This is a genomic window from Arthrobacter sp. Alg241-R88, assembly GCF_900537115.1.
GTDB lineage: Bacteria > Actinomycetota > Actinomycetes > Actinomycetales > Micrococcaceae > Arthrobacter.
In genome coordinates this window covers 668,715-686,215 of record NZ_UNRG01000002.1, presented here as the reverse complement: position 1 = coordinate 686,215, position 17,501 = coordinate 668,715, and the positions used below count along the sequence as shown (strand labels likewise).

At 64.3% G+C, this 17,501-nt stretch carries 17 protein-coding genes; 11 read left to right on the top strand and 6 right to left on the bottom strand.

What is annotated here, in order from left to right; all coding sequences use genetic code 11:
* Positions 1-142: 142 nt before the first annotated feature.
* The gene (locus tag G6R19_RS07970; protein ID WP_163163985.1) at positions 143-946 is read left to right on the top strand and encodes a thioesterase family protein; all 804 of its coding nucleotides are present in this window, start codon (positions 143-145) and stop codon (positions 944-946) included.
* A 51-nt stretch (positions 947-997) separates the two neighbouring features.
* Here the strand turns inward: G6R19_RS07970 and G6R19_RS07965 are convergent, their stop codons facing one another.
* The gene (locus tag G6R19_RS07965) at positions 998-1,390 is read right to left on the bottom strand and encodes a DUF2177 family protein (protein ID WP_163163983.1); all 393 of its coding nucleotides are present in this window, start codon (positions 1,388-1,390) and stop codon (positions 998-1,000) included.
* A gap of 16 nt (positions 1,391-1,406) precedes the next feature.
* Between G6R19_RS07965 and G6R19_RS07960 the strand changes: the two genes are divergently transcribed.
* The gene (locus tag G6R19_RS07960) at positions 1,407-2,153 is read left to right on the top strand and encodes a lipoate--protein ligase family protein (RefSeq protein WP_163164154.1); all 747 of its coding nucleotides are present in this window, start codon (positions 1,407-1,409) and stop codon (positions 2,151-2,153) included.
* Positions 2,154-2,272: 119 nt separating this feature from the next.
* Here the strand turns inward: G6R19_RS07960 and G6R19_RS07955 are convergent, their stop codons facing one another.
* A complete protein-coding gene (locus tag G6R19_RS07955; RefSeq protein ID WP_163163980.1) occupies positions 2,273-2,530 on the bottom strand; it encodes a mycoredoxin in 258 nt (85 codons plus the stop codon).
* Positions 2,531-2,658: 128 nt separating this feature from the next.
* Between G6R19_RS07955 and G6R19_RS07950 the strand changes: the two genes are divergently transcribed.
* On the top strand, positions 2,659-3,420 hold the full coding sequence (locus G6R19_RS07950) for an SOS response-associated peptidase (RefSeq protein WP_163163979.1): 762 nt from the start codon (positions 2,659-2,661) through the stop codon (positions 3,418-3,420).
* Positions 3,421-3,458: 38 nt separating this feature from the next.
* Here the strand turns inward: G6R19_RS07950 and G6R19_RS07945 are convergent, their stop codons facing one another.
* Positions 3,459-3,881 (bottom strand): VOC family protein, encoded by a 423-nt coding sequence (locus G6R19_RS07945; RefSeq protein WP_163163977.1) that lies wholly within the window; start codon positions 3,879-3,881, stop codon positions 3,459-3,461.
* Positions 3,882-3,900: 19 nt separating this feature from the next.
* Here G6R19_RS07945 and G6R19_RS07940 point away from each other — a divergent pair, with 19 nt between their 5' ends.
* Positions 3,901-4,221, top strand: coding sequence for a chorismate mutase (locus tag G6R19_RS07940; protein WP_163163975.1), 321 nt, complete (start codon positions 3,901-3,903; stop codon positions 4,219-4,221).
* 18 nt (positions 4,222-4,239) lie between these two features.
* Here the strand turns inward: G6R19_RS07940 and G6R19_RS07935 are convergent, their stop codons facing one another.
* Positions 4,240-4,629 (bottom strand): hypothetical protein, encoded by a 390-nt coding sequence (locus G6R19_RS07935; protein ID WP_163163973.1) that lies wholly within the window; start codon positions 4,627-4,629, stop codon positions 4,240-4,242.
* Between the two features lie 134 nt (positions 4,630-4,763).
* Between G6R19_RS07935 and G6R19_RS07930 the strand changes: the two genes are divergently transcribed.
* The 6 genes from G6R19_RS07930 to pdxS all read left to right on the top strand — a co-directional run bounded on the left by G6R19_RS07930 (position 4,764) and on the right by pdxS (position 13,004).
* Positions 4,764-5,102 (top strand): DUF6504 family protein, encoded by a 339-nt coding sequence (locus G6R19_RS07930; RefSeq protein ID WP_163163971.1) that lies wholly within the window; start codon positions 4,764-4,766, stop codon positions 5,100-5,102.
* On the top strand, positions 5,099-8,587 hold the full coding sequence (gene dnaE / locus G6R19_RS07925) for a DNA polymerase III subunit alpha (protein ID WP_163163969.1): 3,489 nt from the start codon (positions 5,099-5,101) through the stop codon (positions 8,585-8,587). Before G6R19_RS07930 ends, dnaE begins: the two co-directional genes overlap by 4 nt.
* A gap of 116 nt (positions 8,588-8,703) precedes the next feature.
* On the top strand, positions 8,704-10,713 hold the full coding sequence (gene thrS, locus G6R19_RS07920) for a threonine--tRNA ligase (protein ID WP_163163967.1): 2,010 nt from the start codon (positions 8,704-8,706) through the stop codon (positions 10,711-10,713).
* Positions 10,714-10,731: 18 nt separating this feature from the next.
* Positions 10,732-11,319 carry an HIT domain-containing protein gene (locus G6R19_RS07915; RefSeq protein WP_163163965.1) on the top strand — a complete coding sequence of 196 codons (588 nt, stop codon included), beginning with the start codon at positions 10,732-10,734 and terminating at the stop codon, positions 11,317-11,319.
* On the top strand, positions 11,309-11,932 hold the full coding sequence (gene pgsA, locus G6R19_RS07910) for a phosphatidylinositol phosphate synthase (RefSeq protein ID WP_163163963.1): 624 nt from the start codon (positions 11,309-11,311) through the stop codon (positions 11,930-11,932). The genes G6R19_RS07915 and pgsA overlap by 11 nt, the downstream gene beginning before the upstream one ends.
* A 145-nt stretch (positions 11,933-12,077) precedes the next feature.
* A complete protein-coding gene (gene pdxS / locus G6R19_RS07905; RefSeq protein ID WP_163163961.1) occupies positions 12,078-13,004 on the top strand; it encodes a pyridoxal 5'-phosphate synthase lyase subunit PdxS in 927 nt (308 codons plus the stop codon).
* Positions 13,005-13,325: 321 nt separating this feature from the next.
* On the opposite strand, the gene G6R19_RS07900 is transcribed toward pdxS, so the two are convergent.
* Entirely contained in the window at positions 13,326-15,338 is a 2,013-nt protein-coding gene (locus G6R19_RS07900) for a M3 family metallopeptidase (RefSeq protein ID WP_163163959.1), read from the bottom strand.
* Between the two features lie 76 nt (positions 15,339-15,414).
* Between G6R19_RS07900 and G6R19_RS07895 the strand changes: the two genes are divergently transcribed.
* Positions 15,415-16,692, top strand: coding sequence for a CapA family protein (locus tag G6R19_RS07895; RefSeq protein ID WP_240341794.1), 1,278 nt, complete (start codon positions 15,415-15,417; stop codon positions 16,690-16,692).
* 51 nt (positions 16,693-16,743) lie between these two features.
* On the opposite strand, the gene G6R19_RS07890 is transcribed toward G6R19_RS07895, so the two are convergent.
* Positions 16,744-17,490 carry a glutamine amidotransferase gene (locus G6R19_RS07890; RefSeq protein ID WP_163164152.1) on the bottom strand — a complete coding sequence of 249 codons (747 nt, stop codon included), beginning with the start codon at positions 17,488-17,490 and terminating at the stop codon, positions 16,744-16,746.
* Positions 17,491-17,501 lie beyond the last annotated feature (11 nt).

The window sequence follows — 17,501 nt, the reverse complement described above, 5'->3', positions numbered from 1 at the left end:
GGACCAGTTCCTGAGTCTACCCAGATGACAGCCCCCAGGCTCCAACATTTCGCCGCGTCGGATGGCAGCTCCTGGCGGCGGTCCCGGAGCAAAACGATAGAGTTATTGGCAATTCACTGACATCTCCTTCGAAGGGCACCCGTTGACTGCTGATCTGCCTGAACTGGCTGAGGGAAACTTCTATTACCAGGCCCTGGGCGATGGCCGCTTCCGCTCCACCATCCACGCCCAGGGCGCCTGGAACGTCCACGAGCAGCACATGGCGCCGGCCTCCGGGCTGATGGCCGACAGCCTCGAGCGGCACCAGCCGCGGAAGGACATGCGGATGGCCCGGCTCAGCTTCGAGATCCTGGGCCTGATCCCCGGCGGCGAATTCCACATCGAGACCACCACGCTGCGGCCGGGCAGGACCATCGAACTGCTGCAGGCCGAGCTGGTGGCGGGCGGCCGGACAGCGATCCGTGCCACCGCCTGGCGGCTGGTCACCAGTGATACCTCCGAGGTAGCCGCGGTGGAAGACACTGCCATTCCCGGTCCCGACGAATGCAAGCCTTACGACGGAGCATCAGTATGGCCGGGCGGCTACATCCGATCCCTTGAGATGCGGGTAGCGGAAGGGCACCGGCCAGGGGCCGGCAAGGTATGGCTGCGCACTGACCATCCCCTCACCGACCGCGAAGACAGCGGCGACCTCGCGCGGCTGATGGGGCTGGTGGACACCGCCAACGGCATCGCTGCACGGGTACCTCCGGGCGCGGACAGCTACGCGTTCCCCAACCTGGACCTGCAGATCCACATGTACCGCCGCCCCGAAGGGGAATGGCTGGGGCTGGACAACGCAGTCTCCTTCGGCGGGGACGGAATCGGCCTCACTTCCACGGTGCTGCATGACCTCCAGGGCCCCTTCGGCCGGGCAGAGCAGATCCTCACCGTGCGGAAGACGTGATGGCTGCGCGGGCGTGACTCCATCCGGGACGATATTCAGTCTCCGGCCGGGTCAGCCCCGGCCTTGGAAGACAAGCCAGCCGGCGAGGGTGGACAGCCCGGTCAAAGCAGCGCCCCAGAGCATGTCCACCACAATCAGCTGCAACGGCCACACCTTGAGGGTTGCCGCGTTAGTCAGGTCATAGGTGGCGTAGGCGAAGGCGCCCAGCGCAGCACCGTAGCCCAAGGCCGTAAGCCAGCCGCCGCCGTCGAGCGCGGGCCGGAGGGCAAAGAACACAATTCCGGCGATGTAAATGACGTAGAAGGCAACCGCGTACCCTAGGTTTGGCTTGTCAGCCAGCAGATCGCCGATGTGGCTCCGGTAGAACGGGTTCATCAGCTTGAGCCAGACGGCGTCAATCACTGCGAATGCGGCGGCAACAACAAGGAATTGCAAGATGACCATAGGGGAGCTTAGCAACATGCATCACGCCGGACCGGGACCCCGCACGCTGACAGTGGTGCGGCAGGAGGCGTCGCTCGGCGCCGCCCGTGACCTGGAATTTGGCCTGGAGCTCCTCGCCAAGGCAAAGGCGGGGAATATCGGCCCCATGCTTCGGCTGTACCGGCCTGCCCCTACGGTGGCATTCGGGCAGCGGGACACCCGGCTGCCGGGCTTCGAGGCAGCGGCCCAGGCCTGCCGCGACAACGGTTTTGAGCCGCTGGTCCGCAGGGCGGGAGGGCGCGCTGCTGCCTACCACCAGGGAACCCTCGTGGTGGACCACATCGAACCGGATGCAGATGCCATTGCAGGATCGAAAAGCCGGTTCGGATACTTTGGTGAGCTGTTCGCCGAAGCGCTGCGCAGCGTGGGAGTGCACGCGGCCGTGGGGGAGATCCCGGGTGAATACTGCCCCGGGGAATACAGTGTGCACGGCACGGACCGGACAGCCGGCTCCCGGATCAAGCTGGTGGGCACTGCCCAGCGCGTGGTGGCAGGAGGCTGGTTGTTCAGCTCCGTCATCGTCGTGGAAAACTCCGCCCCCATCCGCAAGGTCCTCACCGACAGTTACGCGGCTTTGGGCCTGGAGTGGGACCCCGCCACGGCCGGAGCCGTCAATGACCTTGTGCCGGGAGTGGACGTCGCCGCGGTGGAGGACGCGCTGCTGGCAACCTATGCGGGCCATGCCACCCTCACGAGCGCTGCCTTCAGCAGCCTGGGGGCATAACCGGCCGGGTATGGCAGGTACACAAACGGGACCAGCACCGAAGTGATGGTCCCGTTTTGGTTATTACACGCCTCCGACGGCGGATGGCTGGGCTGCCGGCCCTCTGGCCGGCCTCCCGGCTACGCTGCGAGGCGGTTCTTGACCTCGGCAGCGGAAGGGTTGGTAGCCGCGGTGCCGTCCGGGAACAGGACCGTGGGCACCGTGCGGTTTCCGCCGTTCAGCTGCTCCACCAGTTCTGCAGTACCGTCCACTTCCTCGATGTTGATCTCGGTGTAGCCGATGCCCTGCGCGTCCAGCTGCTTCTTCAGCCGGTTGCAGTAGCCGCACCAGGTGGTGGAAAACATGGTGATGGTGCCGGTTTCGGGGGTGAAGTCCACGGATTTCTCCTACGTGTCGCTTACGGGTTCATTCCTGACAACGGTAGCGTGCAGCCCGCTATTCCCGGCAACTGCGCCCGTGGCCGCCACCGGATGACAGCTCCTGCCGCCGATGGCATGCTGGAGCCATGTGTGGACGCTATGTGATGGCACGTGCCGTGGGGGACCTCCTGGCTGAGTTCGACGCCGAGCTTGAGGAGGAGGTGGCCATCCCGCCGTCGTGGAATGTCGCGCCAACCGATGACGTTCCCATCGTCCTGGAGCGGCTGATCGATGAGGGCCCGGAGCGCAAGCAGGTGCGCCAGCTGCACGTGGCGCGGTGGGGACTGGTTCCCTCCTGGGCCAAGGACCCGGGTATCGGCTCGCGGATGATCAACGCCCGGAGCGAATCCGTGCTGGAGAAGCCGGCGTTCCGCAAGGCCATCCAGTCACGCCGGTGCGCTGTGCCCGCAGACGGTTATTACGAATGGAAGCAGGGTCCCGGGAAAGGGAAGCAGCCCTACTACGTCCATCCCGGCGAGGGGCGGGGCTTGGTTTTTGCCGGGCTCTATGAGTGGTGGAAGGATCCGGCCTGGCCGGCGGGGGAGCCCGGCGGCTGGATGCTGTCCACGTCAATCCTGACTACTGACACTCCGCCGCCCGGCAGCGAATCAACTGTCTTCGGCAAGCTGACCGCGTTGCATGACCGTGTGCCGCTGCCGATGGACAACTCCACGATGCAGGCATGGCTGGACCCGGAGGCCGACGACGCCGCGGGGCTGGTTGACCTGGTGCGCTCGCGGGTCAAGGACGTGGCTTCGGACTGGCACGTGGACTCAGTGGGAAAGGACGTGGGCAACGTCCGCAACAACGGCCCTGAACTGATCCGCCCTGTGGAAGCCCTCTTCTAGGCGCTACCCAAAGCAGCCCGGACCTCTGGGCCGGTGGGCTAGACAGTGACCCTCCCGGCGTCGTCCACCGTCCACGTGGGGTTGTACGCCACGTCCCAGCGGAAGCCGTCCGGGTCCGCAAAGTAGCCGCTGTAGCCGCCCCACGGCTGGGTGATGGGCTCGGCGATGATGTCCGCTCCCGCTGCGGCAGCTTCTGCCATGACCCGGTCAACGTCTTCTGTGCTGGGGAGGTTGTGGCTGAGCGTGATGCAGGGGACCGGGCCCGGCGCGCTGACGCCCGCATCAGCCTGCATCTGGCGTACGTCCCACAAGGACAGCACCAGGCCGTGGTTCACCTGGATGAACACCACGTCCCCCGGAAATTCCCGGTGGACCGGCCAGCCAAGGCCGTCCACATAGAAGGAGCGGGACGCCGGAACGCTCCGGACGCCCAGTGAAATGAAGTCGACTCTGGGTTGCATGGTTCGATACTGTCAGAGGATGGCAACAATTCAAGGGAACGATAGAGACGCCCTGGCCGACAAGGAACAGCTCGCTGCCGTCCGGGTTGCCGTTGACGAGGTCGATGACCAGATTGTCACCCTCATCGCACGCCGGGAGCGGCTAATCCGGATCGCCGGTACCCTCAAGGGCGACGACGCCGAGGTCCGCGCCCCAGGCCGCGTGGAGCGGGTCATCGAGCACGTCCGCTCCGCCGCCGAGAAGAAGGCCATCGACCCGGACATCGTGGAGTCCACCTACCGGGCCATGATCTCAGGGTTCATCGAACTCGAACTCCGGGTCCACAAAGAGAACAACTGAGCAGTTTCTGCCCAGCTGTTACAGGTTTTCCTCCACCGGAACACCGGACTGGAATTCCCGGCCGTCCGCTTCACTGAAGCCGGTCATCACGTGCCCTTTGCCAAGTCCGTTGATGGCTGCGAGCGGGAAGTTGCCCGTGATGGTGTTGCCTGAATGGGTCACGCCTGAAAGATCGTAGTTCTCTTCCGTGCTCTGTTCGTGGTTGAACGAGAAGAAGGCGATCGCCTCCCCGTTCATGAATTCAATGCCCAGCCGCCGCTGCGAGGAGTAGTCCGGGGTGGCAGCCACAAGCCCCACCACGTAGGCACCGGAACCGGGAATGTTGCCGTCGATGTCGAAGGTGGCCACAAGTGTGGAGTCCTGGGCTTTGATGCTGACCTGCTTGAGGAGTGCGTCATGGGTGCTCATGGACCAATCCTGCTCCCTGCCGATCTGTCCGTCCACCCCCGCCTAGGATTTGTCCCGCCGCTGGCTTAGACTGGAAGTATTCGAACACATATTCGAATGACTCTTTAGTTTCTTTGTCCTGCCGGGAGGTGCCCATGGCGATGTTCAGCGAATCCGTGGATGTTGCCTGCAACCCCGACGGCCAGCCCGTGAGCCTTCAATGGGCAGGACGGTCCTATTCCGTCTGCGCTGACCCGGTGCGCTGGTACGAACGCCGGCAGTGGTGGGCGGAAGAAAGCCGTGCCCCGCTGGGGAGCGGGCCCGGGCTTGTTGACCACGAAATCTGGCGGGTCCAGGTGCTGCCGTCCGCTGCAGGTTCCGGCGCGGCCAGGGAACAGGACGAGGCACTCACCCTTGACCTCACCCGCCATATCCGCAGCGGCCGCTGGCGGCTCCTGCGCATCCACGACGCATTGCGCCCACGAACAGCATGAGCTTCACCCACCTCCACGTCTCCACCGCATTCAGTGCCCACTATGGCGTGTCCTGGCCTGATGAACTGGCGCAGGCTGCTGCTGCCGACGGCGCAACCGCGCTCGCCTGCACTGACCGCGACGGCCTGTACGGAACCATCAAGCACCTCAAGGCGTGCATGGCCGCAGGGATTGATCCCATCGTCGGGGTGGACCTGGCGGTGTATGACGACGACGGCGACCACCGCACCCAGCTGGCCGGCCGCGTGGTGGTGCTCGCCCGCGGCAACAACAACGGGGCTGGGTACCGTGCTTTGTGCCGGCTGGTGTCGGATGCCCATGCCCGCACTTCGGGAAAGTCCGGCGGAACCATTCCGGTGGCAGTGACCAGGGCAGAGCTTGCCTCGCGCACCCTGGACCCCAAGACCCTCAAACCAGTGCTGATGGTGCTCCTTGGGCCGGACTCCGACGTCGGGCGTGCCATGGGCGGGCGCCGGTACCTGCGGCCGCGGACCCTCTTCAAGCAATGGCTCGAGGCCATGCCCCGCGGAACAGTGGTGGCAGAGATCGTTTCCCAGCTCAGCGCACCGGGGGCGCCCCTGAGCACCTCGCATGCCGTCCGGATGCTCAAGCTCGCGGCGGAGCACAACGTTCCGGCAATCCTCAGCAACGCAGTCAGGTACTGCGCGGAGGACGGAGCCGCCACCGCTGACGTGCTGGATTCAGCACGGACCCTGAAATCGCTGCCGGAACTTGCCCAGGAACCGCTGCTGCAGCCCAACGGCCAGGGCTGGCTGAAATCCGCCGCGCAGATGCTGCAACTGGGCAAGGAAATCATCGCCGCAGCGGGTTACGGTGCCCAGGACCTCAAACAGCTCATGGCGCAGACCGAGGCGCTCGCCGATCTCTGCAGGATAGACCCAGAAACCGACATGGGCTGGAAGCAGCCAGTGGTGCCGGAGGCTTCTGTCATCGGGATCAGCCAGGACCCGCACGTTGAACTGGTGCAGCGCTGCGAGGCGGGAATCGGGCGGCGGTTCCCGGGAATCCAGGGCAGCCGGGAAAAGGAAATGCGGAAACGCCTTGACCATGAACTGGGGATCATCCGGAACCTGGGTTTCTCCTCCTACTTCCTCACCGTCGCCGAAGTTTCACGCATGATCCAGGACATGGGGGTAAGGGCTGCGGCCCGCGGGTCGGGAGCATCCAGCCTGGTGAACTACCTGATCGATGTCAGCCAGGTAAACCCTCTGCAGCATGACCTGATCTTCGAGCGCTTCCTGTCCCGGGACCGGGCCACCCTGCCGGATATCGATATCGACGTCGAAAGCGCCGAACGGCACAACGTCTACCGCAAGATCTTTGAGCGCTTCGGCGCGGAGCGGGTCACGCTGATGAGCATGCAGAACGGCTACCGGGCAAGAGGTGCAGTGCGGGATGCCGGTATGGCATTGGGCATGGATGACGGCGACGTGGGGGACATCGCCAAACAGCTCTGGCGGTTTTCCGCCCGGAAGTTTCGCGAGGCGCTGAAGGAAAAGCCGGAACTGAGGGAGTTTGCCGGCCGGGTGGAGCAGCGGGACACCCACGGCAACCAGCAGCTGGACCTGCTCGTGGACCTGACGGAACGCCTTGACCGGCTGCCGCGGCATATTTCAATGCATCCCTGTGGTGTGATCCTGGGGGACGCAACCCTGCTGGACAGGACTCCCGTCCAGCCCAGCGGCCTGGGGCTGCCCATGAGCCAGTTCGACAAACACGATATGGACCCCATGGGCATGCTCAAGCTCGATGTCCTCGGCGTCAGGATGCAAAGCGCCATGGCGTTCGCAGTCCGGGAAATCATCCGGATCCATCCCTCCAAACAGGAAGTGGTGGCTGCCGGGGCCCATCCTGCCGGGCAGGACGGATCCGGCCCGGATTACATCGCAGAAAACGGGCACATAGACCTTAACGCCATACCCCTGGATGATGAACCCACCTTTGAACTCATCAGGAGCACGCACACCCTGGGCTGCTTCCAGATCGAGTCTCCCGGGCAGCGCGAGCTGATCGGCAAAATGGCGCCGCGGGAGTTCAATGACCTCATCATCGACATTTCGCTTTTCCGTCCCGGGCCCATGAAATCGGACATGGTCCGGCCATTCCTGGAACACCGCCACGGTTTCGCCCCCGAGGTGTACCCCCACCCGCTCCTGAAACCGGTGCTCCAGGAAACCCATGGGGTGACCGTTTTCCATGAGCAGATCCTCAGGACATTCGACGTGATGACGGGGTGCGGGCTGGCGAAAGCTGATGAGTTCCGGAGGGCCCTGAGCAGCGACGTTGGGGAATCCCAAGTAGAAGGGTTTTTCCGCAAGGGGGCAAAGGCCAAAGGTTTTTCACCTGACGTCGTTGACAAGGTCTGGGACACTTTGAAGTCTTTTGCAAGCTTCGGCTTCTGCAAAGCCCACGGGGCGGCTTTCGCCGTGCCCACCTACCAGTCGGCCTGGCTGAAGGCGCACCATCCCGAAGCCTTCCTCGCCGGACTCTGGGAACACGATCCGGGTATGTATCCCAAAAGATTGCTGGTGGCCGAAGCCAGGCGGCTGGGTATTCCCATCCTTCCCCTGGATATCAACCGCAGTAAGGGGGAGTACCGGGTGGAGCGGGTCCGGCAGGGGCCCGATGCGGGAAAGCTGGGAATCAGGCTGAGCCTGAACGGTATCTACGGGCTGTCCGCCACAGAATTGAAGAGGATTGTGGCAGGCCAGCCCTATGACTCCCTCGCGGACCTCCGCGCGCGCTCGCGGCTTAGCAAGCCCAGTATTAAACGGCTGGCCCAGTTGGGGGCCTTTGATTCCCTGCACCGCGAGGCGGGCGGGGTGGCGAACCGGGCAGACCTGGTCCAGCACCTGCAGCAGCTTCAGACCTCAGGCAGTGGGAGGAAAGGGGTCGAGGTCCTCGAGGGGCAGCTGTCCCTGCCCCTGGGCGATGTGGAGTTGCGCAACGTCAAGCCCGGCCTCCCTGAACCTACCCTGATCGAAAACGTACGGGCCGAGCTGGATTTGATGGCCGTGGACGTCAGCAGCCACCTGATGGACAGCCACCGGCCCATGCTGGACAGGCTGGGGGTGACGACGGCAGACAAGCTCCTGGGCTTGCGCAATGGAACTGAAGTACTGGTGGCCGGAGTGCGGGTAGCTACGCAGACGCCTCCCATGCGCGGCGGCAGGAGGGTTGTGTTCATCAGCATCGACGACGGCACCGGCTGCATTGATTCTGTCTTCTTCCACGAAGCCCAGGAAAACGCCGGCCTGCTCCTGTTCGGGACCAGGCTGCTGTTGATCCGCGGCACCACACGCAGGACAGGCCCGCGGGGAATCAGCCTGAGCGCAAGCATGGCCTGGGACCTCAGCCGCACCGAAACCCTGCCTTTTCCACCTTCGGACACCGGGGCCCCGGACGGCCCGCACCCCCTTGATGGAATCAACCGGAGCCTTGCCATCACCGGATTTAACGGCTGAGCCTGCCGTGCGCCGCGTTGGTCGGCCCTTTGCTGAACCGATAGCATTGACGATGGCTGGCTGTGGTCCCCGTACGCCACAAGCTATGAAGCCTTAACTTTGAATAGGAGACACCCGTGTCAGATGCCCAGCAGATCACCCTTCTCGTCGATGGCGAAGAGACCAAGGTGACTACCGGGACAACCGGTGCGGAACTCTTCTTTGAGCGCCGTGACGTTGTTGTTGCCCGCGTCAATGGCGAACTGAAGGACCTGGACCAGGAACTTCCGGAAGGCGCCGACGTCGAAGGCGTCACCATCGATTCCCCCGACGGACTGAACGTGCTCCGGCACTCCACCGCCCACGTGATGGCCCAGGCGGTCCAGCAACTGCGCCCCGACGCCAAGCTGGGCATCGGCCCGTACATTACCGACGGTTTCTACTTCGACTTTGACGTGGCCGAGCCCTTCACCCCCGAGGACCTCAAAACCCTCGAAAAGATGATGCTCAAGATCGTCAACCAGAACCAGAAGTTCGTCCGGCGTGTGGTCTCCGAGGACGAGGCCCGCGAAGCCATGAAGAACGAGCCCTACAAGCTCGAACTCCTGGGCAAGAAAAACGAAGCCGCCGAAGCCGGCGAAGGCGTCAACGTCGAGGTGGGCGCCGGCGACATCACCATCTACGACAACGTTGAGCGCAAGGAAGGCACCACCGTCTGGTGCGACCTCTGCCGCGGCCCGCACCTGCCCAACACCAAGATGATTTCCAACGCCTTCGCCCTCACCCGCTCATCCTCCGCCTACTGGCTGGGAAACCAGAAGAACCAGCAGCTGCAACGGATCTACGGCACGGCCTGGCCCACCAAGGACGCGCTGAAGGCCTACCAGGAGCGCATCGCCGAGGCCGAACGCCGCGACCACCGCAAGCTCGGCTCTGAACTGGACCTGTTCTCCTTCCCGGACGAGCTCGGTTCCGGCCTGCCGGTGTTCCACCCCAAGGGCGGCATCATCCGCAAGGAGATGGAGGACTACTCGCGGCAGCGCCACGTTGAAGCCGGCTACGAGTTCGTCTACACGCCGCACATCACGAAGGGCCACCTATACGAGGTCTCCGGCCACCTGGACTGGTACAAGGACGGCATGTTCCCCGCAATGCAGGTTGACGCCGAACTCAACGAGGACGGCTCCATCCGCAAGCCGGCCCAGGACTACTACCTGAAGCCGATGAACTGCCCCATGCACAACCTCATCTTCCGTTCCCGCGGACGCTCCTACCGTGAGCTGCCCCTGCGTCTGTTCGAATTCGGCTCGGTCTACCGGTACGAGAAGTCCGGTGTGGTGCACGGCCTCACCCGCGTGCGCGGCATGACACAGGACGACGCCCACATCTACTGCACCCGTGAGCAGATGAAGGACGAGCTCACCAAGACGTTGACCTTCGTCCTGGACCTGCTGAAGGACTACGGGCTCAACGACTTCTACCTGGAACTGTCCACCAAAGACCCGGAAAAGTACGTCGGTGACGACGCCACCTGGGAGGAAGCCACCCGGACCCTGGCCGAAGTGGCACAGGAATCAGGCCTTGAACTCGTACCGGATCCGGGCGGAGCTGCCTTCTACGGCCCCAAGATCTCCGTCCAGGCGAAGGACGCGCTGGGCCGCACCTGGCAGATGTCCACCATCCAGCTGGACTTCAACCTGCCCGAACGGTTCGAACTCGAGTTCCAGGCCGCCGACGGCAGCCGCCAGCGTCCCGTTATGATCCACCGTGCGCTTTTCGGGTCGGTGGAGCGGTTCATGGGCGTGCTGACCGAGCACTACGCCGGCGCCTTCCCGGCGTGGCTCGCCCCGGTCCAGGTGGTGGGCATCCCGGTGGCGGAGACGTTCAACGAGTACATGTTCGACGTCGTTGATCAGCTGAAGGCGGCCGGCATCCGGGCCGAGGTGGATACGTCGTCGGACAGGTTCCCGAAGAAGATCCGCACTGCCAGCAAGGACAAGATCCCGTTTGTGCTCATCGCCGGCGGCGACGACGCCGAAGCAGGCGCAGTATCGTTCCGGTTCCGAGACGGCAGCCAGGACAACGGCGTCCCCGTGGCAGAGGCAGTCAAGCGGATCACGGAAGCCGTCCGTAACCGGACCAGCTAGCGGAAACGGAACAGCACCGTGCAGGAGAACACAGGCGCAGGATATCCAGGCGATGCCGGCGTTACCGACGACTTTGACCTCGCCGGTGTCCCGGACGCCTTCCAGCGCCTGTGGACTCCGCACCGCATGGCGTACATCAAGGGCGGCCAGCACCAGTTCAAGAACGAAAACGACTGCCCTTTCTGTATCGGACCGGCACGGACCGATGAGGATGCGCTGATCGTCTACCGGGGAAAGACCTGCTACGTGGTGCTGAACCTTTTTCCGTACAACCCGGGGCATCTCCTGGTCTGTCCCTACCGCCATATTCCCGACTACACGGACCTCACCGTCGAGGAGACAGCGGAGTTCGCCGAGCTGACCCAGACCGCCATGCGGGTGCTGCGGAAAGTAGCGAACCCGGGCGGATTCAACCTGGGGATGAACCAGGGCGTGGTGGGCGGAGCCGGCATTGCCGCGCACCTGCACCAGCACATAGTTCCGCGCTGGGGCGGTGACGGGAATTTCTTCCCCATCATCGCCCAGACCAAGGCGATCACGCAGACCCTTGACGAGGTCCGCCAGCAGGTCGCCGACGCCTGGCCCGGGGAGACGGATGCTGAATAAGCACGCCCGCAGGTTCTTCACCGCGCTGTTCACTCCGCTCGCCCGTTGGCTCCTTCGAATCGGCGTCTCACCGGATGCCGTGACCATCATCGGTACCGCCGGTGTGGTGGTGGGAGCCCTCGTCTTCTACCCGCTGGGCCAGCTCTGGTGGGGAACACTGTTCATTACCGCATTCATCTTCTCCGACGTCCTGGACGGCATCATGGCCAGGATGCAGGCGGTGGGCAGCCGATGGGGCAACTTCCTCGACTCCACCCTGGACCGGATTGCAGACGGCGCCCTTTTCGCCGGCCTCGCCGTCTGGTTCTTCACCGGCGGCGCGAATGTTCCGATCGCCATGGCTGCCACTGTCTGCCTTGTCCTTGGCATGGTGGTCTCCTACGCCAGGGCAAAGGCGGAGTCGCTGGGGTTCACGGCCAACATCGGCATAGCAGAACGCGCGGAACGCCTGGTTTCCGTGCTGGTGGTGACCGGATTCACCGGCCTCGGGCTGCCGCACGTGGTGCTGCTGGTGACACTGATCCTGCTCGCCCTCGCCAGCCTCATCACCGTGGTCCAGCGCATGGTGTCCGTACGCCGCCAGGCACTCGCTGAACCATCGCCTGCCGATTAACACGAATTAAGCCGGCCGGGCGCGGTGAGACTAGTATTAGGACTGCCCGATCAATGGATCCGGCAACCCGGTGTGTGTACAGATGGCATCTCCGTGCCGCCCTGCACCCCCGGCGAAGGTCATCTATCTACCCATAGGGGTTTTTGTGTCTACACCTGATGTAAGCAGCGAAGCCGGTTCGTCCGCGAACAGCGTCACGGGCAGCAGCCGCGTGAAGCGGGGCATGGCTGAGATGCTCAAGGGCGGCGTCATCATGGACGTCGTCAACGTCGAACAGGCCCGCATCGCCGAAGACGCCGGTGCCGTTGCTGTAATGGCGCTGGAACGCGTTCCGGCCGATATCCGCGCCCAGGGCGGCGTSTCCCGSATGTCCGATCCGGACATGATCGACAARATCATCGACGCCGTGTCCGTGCCSGTYATGGCCAAGGCCCGGATCGGCCACTTCGTCGARGCCCAGGTCCTGCAGTCCCTCGGCGTGGACTACATTGACGAGTCCGAGGTCCTGACCCCGGCCGACTACGTCAACCACATCGACAAGTGGAACTTCACCGTTCCCTTCGTCTGCGGCGCCACCAACCTCGGTGAGGCGCTGCGCCGCATCAACGAGGGCGCGGCAATGATCCGCTCCAAGGGCGAGGCCGGCACCGGTGACGTCTCCAACGCCACAGGCCACATGCGCCAGATCCGCTCCGAGATCGCCAAGCTTGCAGCCCTGCCCGAGGACGAGCTCTACGTTGCGGCCAAGGAATTGCAGGCCCCGTACGAACTGGTCAAGGAAGTTGCCGCTGCAGGTAAGCTTCCGGTGGTGCTGTTCACCGCCGGCGGCATCGCCACCCCGGCCGACGCCGCCATGATGATGCAGCTCGGCGCGGACGGTGTGTTCGTGGGCTCAGGCATCTTCAAGTCCGGCAACCCCGCCCAGCGCGCCGCCGCCGTCGTGAAGGCCACCACCTTCTACGACGATCCCGACGTCATCGCCAAGGCCTCCCGCGGCCTGGGCGAAGCCATGGTGGGCATCAACGTCGACGAGATCCCCCAGCCGCACCGCCTCGCAGAGCGCGGCTGGTAGTCCTCTTCCTGACGGCAGGTCCTGATCCTCTGCTTGCTATTCCCCACGTCCCGCTAAGGCCGCTTCGCGGCGAACGGGGACGCAGGGCCCCTTTTACGCAAGCTGCCGGACCAGTACCTGCCTTCGAGCAACAAACCGCGACGGCGGCGAGTCACGTTTGCCGAGTGACTCGTCGCCTTCGTTGTTGAAGTACGACGCCGGTTCCTCACCTTTTTCTGGTGGGGGACCGGCGTCGTTCGCTTAACCCAACTAAGTAGCGCTAAGTGTCGTTTTGAGGGTTCAGAACGACACTTAGCGCTACTCAGTTGGGAAGGGGGAGGTTTACTCGAGGCCGCGGCGCTTCAGGAGCGGTTCCAGCTTTGCGTCGCGGCCGCGGAGGGTGCGGAAGGACACGAGTGGGTCGCGGCTGTTTCCCCGGGACAGGAGCTCCTGCCGGAAACGTTCACCGTTGGCCCGGCTGAGGCCGCCGTTCTCGGTAAACCAGTCCACCGTCTCGGCATCCAGCACTTCGCTCCAGATATACGAGTAGTAGCCGGCCGCGTAACCGGCTCCAGCGAAGACGTGCTGGAAGTATCCCGTGCGGTAGCGCGGCGGAATCAGCGCGTGGGCGATTCCGGCAGACGCCAGGGCCTTGTCCTCGAACGCCAGTGCATCCTCAGGGATTTCGCTGCTCCCCAAGACGTGCCAGGCCAGGTCCAGCAGCGCTGCCCCCAAGTATTCGGTGGTGGCAAAGCCTTCACCCCAGAGCCGTGATTCGTTCAGTTTGTCAACGATGTCCTGGGAAAGCGGCTCGCCGGTGGCGTAGTGCTTCGCGTAGTTGGCCAGCACCTCCGGCCACATGATCCACATCTCGTTGACCTGGGACGGGTACTCCACAAAATCGCGCGGAACCGAGGTACCGGAAAACCGCGGATAGGTGACATTGGAGAACAGCCCGTGCAGGGCATGCCCGAACTCATGGAAGGTGGTTCGCAGCTCGTCCAGGGTCAGCAGCGTAGGTTCGCCCGCGGGCGGCTTGGAAATGTTCAGGTTGTTGATGACCACCGGCTTGGTCCCGAGCAGTCCCGACTGTTCCACCAGGGAGTTCATCCAGGCCCCGCCGCGCTTGGATTCGCGGGTGTAGTAGTCGCCGAGGAACAGCCCCAGGGCGCTGCCGTCCTCATTCCGGACCTCCCAGACCCGCACATCGGGGTGGTAACCGGAGAGATCCTTCCGCTCGTGGAAGGTAATTCCGTAGAGGGACGTGGCAGCGAAGAAGACGCCGTCGGCCAGGACACGGTCCAGCTCGAAATAGGGCCGGAGGGCCTGCTCGTCCACCTCGAACTTTTCCCGCCGGACCTTCGAGGAGTAGAACGCCCAGTCCCAGGCCTCCAAAGCGTGCCCGGCTGCCTCCGATAGAGCCGCGGCCTCACGGTCCGCATTGCGGACCGCCGCCGGGGACATGCGGTTCAGCATCGACTGCACAGACTCGAAATCGGGTGCTGTCTGCCGGTCCACCACGAGTTCGGCGTAGTTGGCGAAGCCCAGCAGTTTCGCTTTTTCGGCACGGAGGGCGGCCATGGACCTGGCGAGTTCGAGCACGTCGAGCTTTCCGCCGCTGCTGCCGCGGGCAACGGAGGCTTCAAACAGCCGCCGCCGGACCTCCCGGTTCTCCAAGGCGGCGAGGGCCGGCTGGTTGGTGGGCTGGATCAGCGTCAGGAGGAACTTCCCCTCATGACCGGCCGCACGGGCTGCTTCTGCGGCGGCGGCCACGTCGTCAGCGGGCAACCCCGCCAGCTCTGCGGGGTCCTCCAGCAGCAGGGCTGCGGACTTCATCCCTTCCTTGACCCGCTGGCCGAATTCGGTTCCCAGCCGGGAGAGCTCGGCATTGAGCTCCCGCAGCCGCTCCTGCCCCGGACCGTCCAGCTGGATGCCTGTTTGCCGGAATTCCTTCAGATACTCATCCACCAGGCGTGCCGACTCCGGATCAAGACCCGTTGTATCGATGGCGGCGAAGCGTTCGAACAGGGCCCGGTTCAGGAACACTTCGTCCTGGTGGGCTGCAAAGCGCGGTGAAAGCTGGGTTTCCAGGTCCCGGATTTCGTCAGATGCGTCGGCAGAGACCAGCGTAAAGAACGCCGCAGCAGTCCTCTGGAGCAGTTGGCCGGAGCACTCCATCGCCACTGCCGTGTTTTCGAAGGTGGCGGGATCAGGGTTCTCCGCGATCGCCTGGACTTCGGCCAGGTGCTCCGCGAATCCTGCCTCAGCCGCCTGGGCATAGTGGACTGCCTCTATGTCCACGAAGGGTGGCAGTGCGAACGGGAGTGTGCTGGGAGTGAGCAGGGGGTTTGTCATGCCGTAAATCTTCCACACGGGCCGCACCTTCTCAACGATCCTCAAATACTCGTGGCGGCCCGGGGCGTTGCCTAGAATGACCGCTATGGGGATTAGCTGGGGCGGCGCTGCCTCGCGTGCCGGGTCTACAACAGTGGCCTTGGTCATGGCTGCTGTGCTGGCCGGCTGCGGCCTCGTGGCGGAACAGGAAAATGAAGCACCACAGACCGCGGAGTCTGCTACCCGGCGTCCCGGTTCCGGCGTCGCGTCGCCCACGCGCACCAGTCTTGCCCCAACCCCCACACCCACGCCCACGCCCGGTAAGGGCCCGGCCTGCCCGATGATCCGGTGTACCACCGTGTTGGTCACCGGCGACATGCTGATCCACAGCCAGCTCTGGCAGCAGGCGCAGCAGGACGCCGCAGCCGCCGGCAAGCCGGGCATGGATTTTGGGCCTCTCCTGGAAGGGCAACGCCGGTACATCAACAACAGCGACCTCGCCATCTGCCACCAGGAGACGCCGGTGGCAGGCCCGGAAGGTCCGTTTTCTTCGTACCCATCGTTCAACGTTCCGCCCCAGATCATCGCCGCGTCGAAGGGCGTAGGGTATCAGGCCTGCACCACCGCCAGCAACCACACCATCGACCGTGGCACCGACGGGCTGCTGCGCACCCTGGACGTCCTGGATGCTGCCGGCCTCAAGCACACGGGCTCCTACCGGACTGAAAGCGAATCCCACGGCATCCTCATCATGCAGACGGCGGCAGCTAAAGTCGCCATTATCCAAGCCACGTACGGGCTCAATGGACTGCTCCCTGAATATCCCTGGCAGGTAGACATGCTGGACCCCGCAGCCATGATTGCCAAGGCCGAAAAGGCAAGGGCGTTGGGGGCGGACATTGTCCTGGCCGCCATGCACGCCGGTGATGAGTACGCCAGCGAACCGAACGCCCAGCAGGAGGAGGTGGCGCGTGCCCTGGTGGACAGCCGGCAGTTCAACCTTGTGTATGGACACCACACCCACTCGGTCCTACCCATCGAAAACTACAAGGGCACCTGGATTGTGTACGGCCTGGGCAACGGCGTCACGGAGCTGTCTCCCCGGTACGTGGTCAATAACGAGGGCCTGCTGGTGAGGGCGCAGTTTGGCCAGGACCCCTCAGGAAAGTGGTCCGCCACGGACCTGGCGTGGTCGCCCTCGGTGATTGTCCGCGACCCGTACCGCTGGTGTTCGGTGGCCGCTGATGCGCCGCAGGGACAGTGTGCCGGTCCGGAGGAGGACGTCGCGACCAGGCAGCGGACCAGCACCGTGGTGGAATCCCGCGGTGCGGCGGCAGCGGGTGCCCACGAACTCCTGATAACCCGCGAACCCTAAGCCTGGCCGCCAAAGGTGCGGGCCGCCGTCGGCCGATTTAGGTTGTGCCGGTTAGCGCGGGCGGCGCGCCGCGTGTTCCCTCGCCAGTTCCGCGTAATGGTCATCCGGGTGGCCGGGCTGGAACGTGCCGTACTTCCGCTCAGCCGCCGTACGGATCAGGAAGTCGGCAATGGCTGGATTCTTCGGCAGCAGGGACCCGTGCAGGTAGCTCGCCACGATGTTGCGGTAGCGGGCACCTTCGTGGCCGTCGCTGCTGTTGTTTCCGGTCCCTTTGGCCACGGTGCCGAGCGGCCGCACCCCGTCGCCGAGGGTGGTCTGCCCGCTGTGGTTCTCGTAGCCCAGCACCTCGCCGAACTCCGGCGTAGCCACCTTCACGTTGCCGATCAGGCGCTCCTCAGTGCCGTGCGTTTCCACGTCAAGGATGCCGATGCCGGGGATGACTGCTCCGGTGCGCGTTTTGAAGAACCGTCCGAAAAGCTGGTAGAGCCCGCAGATGACCAGCATCGGCGCGCCGTCCTCGGCCAGGTCCTTCAGCGCTCCCGCGCGTGCCTGCAGGTCGTCCTGGATGACCAGCTGGCCGCTGTCCTGGCCGCCGCCGCCCACGATAATGTCCACGTCCTCCGGGAAGGGATCGCCCACGTTGTATTCGAGCAATTCGGGGGTGTAGCCGTGCCATCTGATGCGCTGCTGAAGGACCAGGGCGTTGCCCCAGTCGCCGTAGATGTTCATGTCGCGGGGGTAGAGCTGGACTACCCGGATGGTGCCCTTGCCCGCGGAGCTTTCCCCTGCAGGTTGCACGCCTGACTGGC

Coding starts and splice junctions, on each gene's coding strand:
- G6R19_RS07965 (WP_163163983.1), bottom strand. CDS start 1,390: ATGGTCATCTTGCAATTCCTTGTTGTTGCCGCCGCATTCGCAGTGATT.
- G6R19_RS07960 (WP_163164154.1), top strand. CDS start 1,407: ATGCATCACGCCGGACCGGGACCCCGCACGCTGACAGTGGTGCGGCAG.
- G6R19_RS07950 (WP_163163979.1), top strand. CDS start 2,659: ATGTGTGGACGCTATGTGATGGCACGTGCCGTGGGGGACCTCCTGGCT.
- G6R19_RS07945 (WP_163163977.1), bottom strand. CDS start 3,881: ATGCAACCCAGAGTCGACTTCATTTCACTGGGCGTCCGGAGCGTTCCG.
- G6R19_RS07940 (WP_163163975.1), top strand. CDS start 3,901: ATGGCAACAATTCAAGGGAACGATAGAGACGCCCTGGCCGACAAGGAA.
- G6R19_RS07935 (WP_163163973.1), bottom strand. CDS start 4,629: ATGAGCACCCATGACGCACTCCTCAAGCAGGTCAGCATCAAAGCCCAG.
- G6R19_RS07930 (WP_163163971.1), top strand. CDS start 4,764: ATGGCGATGTTCAGCGAATCCGTGGATGTTGCCTGCAACCCCGACGGC.
- dnaE (WP_163163969.1), top strand. CDS start 5,099: ATGAGCTTCACCCACCTCCACGTCTCCACCGCATTCAGTGCCCACTAT.
- pgsA (WP_163163963.1), top strand. CDS start 11,309: ATGCTGAATAAGCACGCCCGCAGGTTCTTCACCGCGCTGTTCACTCCG.
- G6R19_RS07900 (WP_163163959.1), bottom strand. CDS start 15,338: ATGACAAACCCCCTGCTCACTCCCAGCACACTCCCGTTCGCACTGCCA.
- G6R19_RS07895 (WP_240341794.1), top strand. CDS start 15,415: ATGACCGCTATGGGGATTAGCTGGGGCGGCGCTGCCTCGCGTGCCGGG.